A 6115-nucleotide genomic window follows, 5' to 3' on the forward strand; every position below is an offset into this window, starting at 1 on the left:
GGAGCGGCGTGGCAGGCTGAGGGGGTGCCCAAGCTTGCGCCGGACGAGGCGCGCCGCCTGCTGACCACCGTCCCGGTCGCGCGCCTCGCGACCGTGGGGGAGGACGCCCGCCCGCATCTCGTCCCCGTGACGTTCGCCGTCCACCGGGGCGCCGTCTACACAGCGGTCGACCACAAGCCCAAGACCAGCCGGGATCTGCGGCGCCTCGCCAACATCCGGGCCAATCCCCGCGTCGCGCTCCTGGCCGACCACTACGAGGACGACTGGGACCGGCTCTGGTGGGTCCGCGTGGACGGCCACGCGACCGTCGTCGACGACCCCGCACGCATGGCCGACCCCGTCCGCCTCCTGGCGGACCGCTACCCCCAGTACCGCGAACACCCGCCCGAGGGCCCGGTCATCGCCATGACGATCGAGGCCTGGACCGGCTGGTCCGCGTCCTAGAGGGAGCGCTGGAAGGTCGTGACGGCCTCGGCGATCTTCTCGGGGAACTCCACGTGCGGGTGGTGGCCGGCGCCGTCCAGCAGGACGACCTGGCCGTCCAGCCTCTGGCCGACCCACGCGGCCTCGGCGGCGGGGTCGGGCCAGTCGATGTCGCCCGTGCCCATGATGACGAGCGTGGGCGCCTGCACCCGGTCGAGCCGCGCCTCGGACTCGGCGTGGGACATGCTCAGGTACTCGGCGATGACCTTGTCGCGGCCCGGCTCCTTGAAGTTCGCCTTCAGCTTCGCCTTGTGCTCGGCGAAGTCGGCCGGGGGCTTCGGCTCCCACTTGGGGTAGTAGGACAGGTAGAGCGGCAGGGCCAGGCCGGGGACCCGCATGAGGGCGACGGTCAGCTTCTGCGCGAACCCGGCCTTGCCGTCCCGGACGAACGGCGCCGCCAGCACGAGTCCCTTGACCAGCTCGGGTGCCTCGGCCGCGACCCACACCGCCGCGGCGGCGCCGTTGGAGCACCCGTAGACCAGCGCCGGCCCCGCGTCCAGGTGCTTGAGAAGGGCCAGCAGGTCGTGGGCCAGCGGCGTGCTCCCGTACTCGGGCCACCGCGCGCTGGTCTCGCCCATCCCGCGCTGGTCGACGGTCACGACGCGGTACCCGGCGTCCAGGAGCAGCGGCCGGAGGAACCGGTACTGCGACCGCAGGTCGAGCATCGAGGGCAGGCACACGATGAGCGGGCCGTCGCCGCTGTCGTCGTAGGCCAGCCGTCCGCCGGGAAGGTCGAGGAACCGGGTCTCGCTCATCGCGTACTCCTTAAACTCTGTAGCCCTATAGCTAAGAAGATTAGCTTTTGGGCGGAGAGAAGTCAAGAGCGGTGCTCTCGCCGGGTCAGTCCCAGGCCCCGCCGAGCCTCGCGAGGTCGGCGGCGTACTCGATGCGGGCGGACCACTCGCCCGGCCAGGCGTCCATGCCGAGGTGAGCGCCCGCGAACGCGCCGGCCAGGCACGCGATCGAGTCGGAGTCGCCCGAGCTGGCGGCGCCGCGCCGGATCGCCCCGACCGGCTCCTCCGGGAGGAGCAGGAAGCACAGCAGGCCGGTGGCGAGGGCCTCCTCGGCGACCCAGCCCGCGCCCGTGGCCGCGCAGGGGTCGGACGTCCGGTCCCCGCGCGCGACGGCCTCGTCCAGTCGGTCGAGGACGGCCAGGCACTCGTCCCAGCCCCGGGCGATGAACGTCTCGGGGGTGTCCATGCCGGGCTGCTGCCACAGGGCGCCGAGCCAGCGCTCGTGGTAGACGGCGCGCTGGTCGCGGCAGCGGGCCCGGAGCGCGGCGGGCAGGTCGGACGGGGCCATGCCGTCGGCCAGCCACCGGACGGCGAACGCCGTCAGCTCGCTCGCCGCGAGCCCGGTCGGATGCCCGTGCGTGAGAGCGGCCTGGAGCTGCGACGCCCCGGCGCGCGTCTCGTCCGACAAGCCCGGGGCCAGGCCGACCGGCGCGACGCGCATGTTCGCGCCGCAGCCCTTGGAGCCCGCCACGGTGGCCTCCACCCAGGACTCCCCGGCGGCCAGGTTCCGGCACGCGCGCAGGCAGGTGTTCCCCGGCGCGCGGTTGTTGTCGGGGCTGTTGAGCCAGTCGACGAAGCGCCGCCGCCACATGGGCGTGATCAGATCGGGGGTGAACGGAGGATTCTCCAGGGCGTCCAGCAGTCCGAGCCCGACCGCGATCGCCATCTGGGTGTCGTCGGTGACGAGCGCAGGGTCGCCGTCGGGCTGCGTGGGGCCGTGCTCACCGAACCGCCGGTGGATCTGCTCCATGGTGAGGAACTCGGTGGGCGCGCCCAGCGCGTCCCCGTACGCCAGCCCGAACATCGCCCCGCTCGCCCGTCTCATGGGCGGCATTCTTCCCTAACCCGTGCAAGCGTCGCGGTAACCACCAGGGGTCACGCCGTAGCAGCGCACGAACCAGCGCGTCAGATGGCTCTGGTCGGCGAAACCGGTGCGGGCCGCCACGTCCCCGATCGCGTCGCCACAGGCGAGCAGGCGGCGCGCGGCGCGGAGGCGGAGCTGGCGCTGGTAGTCGCTCGGCGCCATCCCGTACTCCCGCCGGAACCCCCGGTACAGCGCGAACCGGCTGCACCCCGCCGCCTCCGCCAGCGCGTCGGCGCCGATGTCGTCGGTGTAGGACTCCTCAAGGCGCCGCCGGGCCCGCTCGACGAAGCCGCCGGCGGGCGTCGCGCGCAGCCGCCGCGTGGCGGCCCGGTCGACCAGCGTCCCGACGGCCGCGGTCAGCAGCTCGTCGCGGCGCAGGGCCGGGGCGCCGCCGAGCAGCGCCGCGTGCAGCCCGCGCAGGGCCCCGGCCAGGGCGGGGTCCGGCACGACGGGCGAGTCGAACAGCGGCAGCCCGACCGGGCGCGCCGCGATGTCGGCGAGCACGTCCGAGATCAGCCCGGCGCCGATGTGGACGATGCGGTAGGTGAAGCCGAGCTCGTCGGCGGCGTGGCCGTCGTGCGGGTCGTCGGGGTTGAACGCGATGACCATCCCGGCCGCGCTCGTGTGGGCCCCGCCCCGGCACCGGAACGCCTGGAAGCCGTCCTCGGTGACGCCGAACGAGTACGTCTCGTGGCTGTGCCGGTGGTAGGCGTGCCGCTCGAAGTGGGCGTGCATCGCCTCCAGGGGACGGTCGGGCGACCGCCAGTACCTGCTCCAGTCCACGCCTCCCAGTCTGGCGCACGAGCGTTCAAGACGCCGGGGCCGGGCCGGGGCAGGCTGGACCGCATGCGTTTCGACACCAAGATCGGGATCGTGGTCCGCGACGACCTGGCCGCCTGGCAGCGCCTCAACGTCACCGCATTCCTCGCCGGCGCCGTCGCGGGCGGCGTTCCCGGCATCCTCGGCGAGCCCTACGAGGACGCGTCCGGCAACACCTACCTGGCGATGTTCCGGCAGCCCGTCCTGGTCTACGAGGCGGGGACCGAGGCGATCTCAACGGCCCACGCGCGCGCCCTCGCCCGGGAGATGGACACCGCCGTCTACATCGAGGACATGTTCAAGACGGGCCACGACGAGGCGAACCGCGCGACCGTCCGGGCCGTCGCCGCCGAGGAGATGCCCCTGGTCGGGTTCGCCGTCCACGGCCCGAAGAACGGCGTGGACAAGGTCCTCAAGGGGTTGCGGCTGCACCCGTGAGCCCGGCGAGGGCGGCCAGGCGCTCGCGGTGCCGGTCCGGCGAACCGAACAGCTCCCGGGACGACTGCGCCCGCTTGAAGTACAGGTGCGCGTCGTGCTCCCAGGTGAACCCGATGCCGCCGTGCAGCTGGATCGCCTCGCCCGCCGTGTGGAAGAAGGACTCCGAGCAGTACGCCTGGGCCAACGCGGCGGCGGCGGGCAGCTCGTCCGGGCTCTCGTCCGCGGCGGCCGCCGCGTTCAGCACGGCCGACCGCGCCGACTCCACCAGCACGAACATGTCGGCGCACCGGTGCTTGACCGCCTGGAACGACCCGATCGGCCGCCCGAACTGGTGCCGCACCTTCGCGTACTCGACCGTCATGTCCAGGGTCCGCTGCGCCCCGCCGAGCTGCTCGGCCGCCAGCGCCACGGCCGCGACGTCCAGGGCCCGCGCCAGCGCCTCAGGGCCGCCGACCCTGCGCGCCGGAACCCCGTCCAGCTCGATCCGCGCCAGCCTCCGCGTCTGGTCGAGCGTCGGGAGGGCCTGCCGGACGAGGCCCGCCGCGTCCTCGACGGCGTAGACCCCGACCCCGTCCTCGCCTTGGGCGGCCACGAGGACCAGGTCGGCGACGTGCCCGTCCAGGACGAAGTTCTTCGTCCCCCGCAGCACGCCGCCCTCGAACGCGGCCCGCACCGAACCGGGGTCCCAGGACCCGCCGTCCTCGGCCACCGCGAGCGTCGCGATCACCGACCCGTCCGCGAGGCCGGGCAGCAGGTCGTGCCCGCCCTCCCCGGCCTCCAGCGCCGCCGCGGCCGTGATCGTCGCGAGGAAGGGGGCGCACACGACGGCCCGCCCCATCTCCTCGAACACCACGGCCAGCTCCCGCACCCCGAACCCGGCGCCGCCGTGGTCCTCGGCGATCGCGAGGCCCTGCAGCCCGAGCTGCTCGGCCATCTGGCGCCACACCTTGGGGTCGTAGCCCTCGGCGGTCTCCATGAGCCGCCGCACCTCGGCGCCGGGGGACCGGTCGGCGAAGAAGCGCCGCAGCGCGTCCCGCAGCTCCCGCTGTTCCTCGGTGACGACGAGCTTCATCGGGCGTCCTCCCACACGTGTCCCAGGCCTACCGGGTCATCGTGCCGCGCGCCCGCCGCCGCCTCCGGGCCTTTCCCATCCACCGGGACCGTCAGGGCGCCCAGTCGTGCGGACCGAGGACGTACCCCTTGCTCGTCGAGTGCAGATGGTTGATCGACACGAGGTGGCCGAGCGCGGCCCACAGATCCTCCTCGGGCGCGTCCACGAGTGCCCCGATCGTCTCGAAGTCCGCCGCGCCGCGCTCCTTGTCGATCTCCGCCACCGTCTCGTACACGACCAACTCGAAGTCCGACAGCTCCTGCACGTCCCCACGCGGAACATCTCGCTCATCCATAGACAGACCGTGCCCACTCACGGTCGTTCTCAGTCCCGCACAAGGCCCAGCGCCCTACGCCGGAACCGGCGAGCCGTCCGCACCGGAGGCGATGGCGGTCCGGTCGGGTGGGGTGGAAACCGGGGCCGTTCGTGCGATCCGGAACTAGAGTGATCACCGCATCTGGAGGCACGAGCGAAGGCGGGTACCGGATATGCCGGACGTTCCACAGGGCCGGCCCGCCGAAGCGGACCTGCAGACCGACAGGCCGCACTCGGCGCGGGTCTACGACTACATCATCGGCGGCAAGGACAACTACGCCGCCGACCGGGAGACCGCGGCCACGGTGCTGGCGAACTGGCCGGGGCTGCGCACCTCGATGATCGCCAACCGGGCCTGCATGCAGCGGATGGGCCGCCACCTCGCCGAGCTGGGCGTGCGGCAGTTCATCGACGTCGGGACCGGCATCCCGGCCTCGCCGAACCTGCACGAAGTGGTCCAGGAGGTGGCGCCGGACGCGCGGATCGTCTATGTCGACAACGATCCGATCGTCCTGGCCCACGCGCGTGCGCTGCTGACCAGCACGCCCGAGGGCCGCACGGCGTACATCGAGGCCGACATGCGGTCCCCTGAAACGCTCCACAACGATCCGGCGCTGCGCGACGTCCTCGACCTCTCCCGGCCGGTCGCGCTGACCGTGATCGCCATGCTCCAGTTCGTGGAGGACGCCGCGGGCCTGGTGGAGGCGCTCGTCGCCCCCCTCGCCCCCGGCAGCTGCCTCGCCGTCACCATCCCCACCGGCGACCTCGCCCCCGAGTCGCGGCGGCTCGCCGATGACTACACCGGCAGCGGCATCCCCATGTACCTGCGGGACCACGCCGAAGTGGAGCGCCTCTTCGCCGGGCTGGAGCTCCTCGACCCGGGCGTCGTCCCGATGCCGCGCTGGCGCCCCGCACCCCGTGCCCCGGTCCTCCCCGACACCGCCACCAACATGTACGCCGCCGTCGCCCGCAAGCCCTAGCTGTACTCGGTCATGATCTTGGTGACAGTCGGGTGATGGGTGGCTTGCCGCCCAGGGCTGAGTGGGGGCGTTTGGTGTTGTAGTGCTCCAG

Annotated in this window: 9 protein-coding genes; 3 read left to right on the plus strand and 6 right to left on the minus strand. The window is 73.1% G+C overall.

Features of this window, described 5'->3' with window-relative positions; all coding sequences use genetic code 11:
- Nucleotides 1-24 precede the first annotated feature (24 nt).
- Nucleotides 25-444 carry a TIGR03668 family PPOX class F420-dependent oxidoreductase gene (locus AB0H37_RS22260; protein WP_360614812.1) on the plus strand — a complete coding sequence of 140 codons (420 nt, stop codon included), beginning with the start codon at nucleotides 25-27 and terminating at the stop codon, nucleotides 442-444.
- Here AB0H37_RS22260 and AB0H37_RS22265 read toward each other — a convergent pair.
- The 3 genes from AB0H37_RS22265 to AB0H37_RS22275 all read right to left on the minus strand — a co-directional run bounded on the left by AB0H37_RS22265 (nucleotide 441) and on the right by AB0H37_RS22275 (nucleotide 3144).
- Nucleotides 441-1238 (minus strand): alpha/beta hydrolase, encoded by a 798-nt coding sequence (locus tag AB0H37_RS22265; protein WP_329088581.1) that lies wholly within the window; start codon nucleotides 1236-1238, stop codon nucleotides 441-443. The two genes, AB0H37_RS22260 and AB0H37_RS22265, sit on opposite strands and share 4 nt — an antisense overlap.
- An 85-nt stretch (nucleotides 1239-1323) precedes the next feature.
- The gene (locus AB0H37_RS22270) at nucleotides 1324-2322 is read right to left on the minus strand and encodes an ADP-ribosylglycohydrolase family protein (protein WP_360614814.1); all 999 of its coding nucleotides are present in this window, start codon (nucleotides 2320-2322) and stop codon (nucleotides 1324-1326) included.
- Nucleotides 2323-2337: 15 nt separating this feature from the next.
- The gene (locus AB0H37_RS22275; protein ID WP_229810602.1) at nucleotides 2338-3144 is read right to left on the minus strand and encodes an AraC family transcriptional regulator; all 807 of its coding nucleotides are present in this window, start codon (nucleotides 3142-3144) and stop codon (nucleotides 2338-2340) included.
- Nucleotides 3145-3207: 63 nt separating this feature from the next.
- Here AB0H37_RS22275 and AB0H37_RS22280 point away from each other — a divergent pair, with 63 nt between their 5' ends.
- The gene (locus tag AB0H37_RS22280; RefSeq protein ID WP_179836021.1) at nucleotides 3208-3618 is read left to right on the plus strand and encodes a DUF2000 domain-containing protein; all 411 of its coding nucleotides are present in this window, start codon (nucleotides 3208-3210) and stop codon (nucleotides 3616-3618) included.
- On the opposite strand, the gene AB0H37_RS22285 is transcribed toward AB0H37_RS22280, so the two are convergent.
- Both AB0H37_RS22285 and AB0H37_RS22290 read right to left on the minus strand, forming a co-directional pair.
- Entirely contained in the window at nucleotides 3593-4690 is a 1098-nt protein-coding gene (locus AB0H37_RS22285) for an acyl-CoA dehydrogenase family protein (protein WP_329088588.1), read from the minus strand. The two genes, AB0H37_RS22280 and AB0H37_RS22285, sit on opposite strands and share 26 nt — an antisense overlap.
- Nucleotides 4691-4781: 91 nt before the next feature.
- Nucleotides 4782-5024, minus strand: a complete 243-nt coding sequence (locus AB0H37_RS22290) for a hypothetical protein (protein ID WP_179836019.1) — start codon at nucleotides 5022-5024, stop codon at nucleotides 4782-4784.
- 193 nt (nucleotides 5025-5217) lie between these two features.
- Between AB0H37_RS22290 and AB0H37_RS22295 the strand changes: the two genes are divergently transcribed.
- On the plus strand, nucleotides 5218-6024 hold the full coding sequence (locus AB0H37_RS22295) for an SAM-dependent methyltransferase (protein WP_360614817.1): 807 nt from the start codon (nucleotides 5218-5220) through the stop codon (nucleotides 6022-6024).
- Nucleotides 6025-6034: 10 nt separating this feature from the next.
- Here the strand turns inward: AB0H37_RS22295 and AB0H37_RS22300 are convergent, their stop codons facing one another.
- Nucleotides 6035-6115 (minus strand): integrase core domain-containing protein, encoded by an 81-nt coding sequence (locus tag AB0H37_RS22300; RefSeq protein ID WP_360614826.1) that lies wholly within the window; start codon nucleotides 6113-6115, stop codon nucleotides 6035-6037.

Source organism: Actinomadura sp. NPDC023710, from assembly GCF_040639875.1.
Taxonomy (GTDB): Bacteria; Actinomycetota; Actinomycetes; order Streptosporangiales; family Streptosporangiaceae; genus Spirillospora; species Spirillospora citrea.

What these genes read in the sequence shown, in the direction of transcription:
- AB0H37_RS22290 (WP_179836019.1), bottom strand. Translation starts at nt 5,024, where the DNA reads ATGGATGAGCGAGATGTTCCGCGTGGGGACGTGCAGGAGCTGTCGGAC.
- AB0H37_RS22295 (WP_360614817.1), top strand. Translation starts at nt 5,218, where the DNA reads ATGCCGGACGTTCCACAGGGCCGGCCCGCCGAAGCGGACCTGCAGACC.
- AB0H37_RS22270 (WP_360614814.1), bottom strand. Translation starts at nt 2,322, where the DNA reads ATGAGACGGGCGAGCGGGGCGATGTTCGGGCTGGCGTACGGGGACGCG.
- AB0H37_RS22265 (WP_329088581.1), bottom strand. Translation starts at nt 1,238, where the DNA reads ATGAGCGAGACCCGGTTCCTCGACCTTCCCGGCGGACGGCTGGCCTAC.
- AB0H37_RS22280 (WP_179836021.1), top strand. Translation starts at nt 3,208, where the DNA reads ATGCGTTTCGACACCAAGATCGGGATCGTGGTCCGCGACGACCTGGCC.
- AB0H37_RS22285 (WP_329088588.1), bottom strand. Translation starts at nt 4,690, where the DNA reads ATGAAGCTCGTCGTCACCGAGGAACAGCGGGAGCTGCGGGACGCGCTG.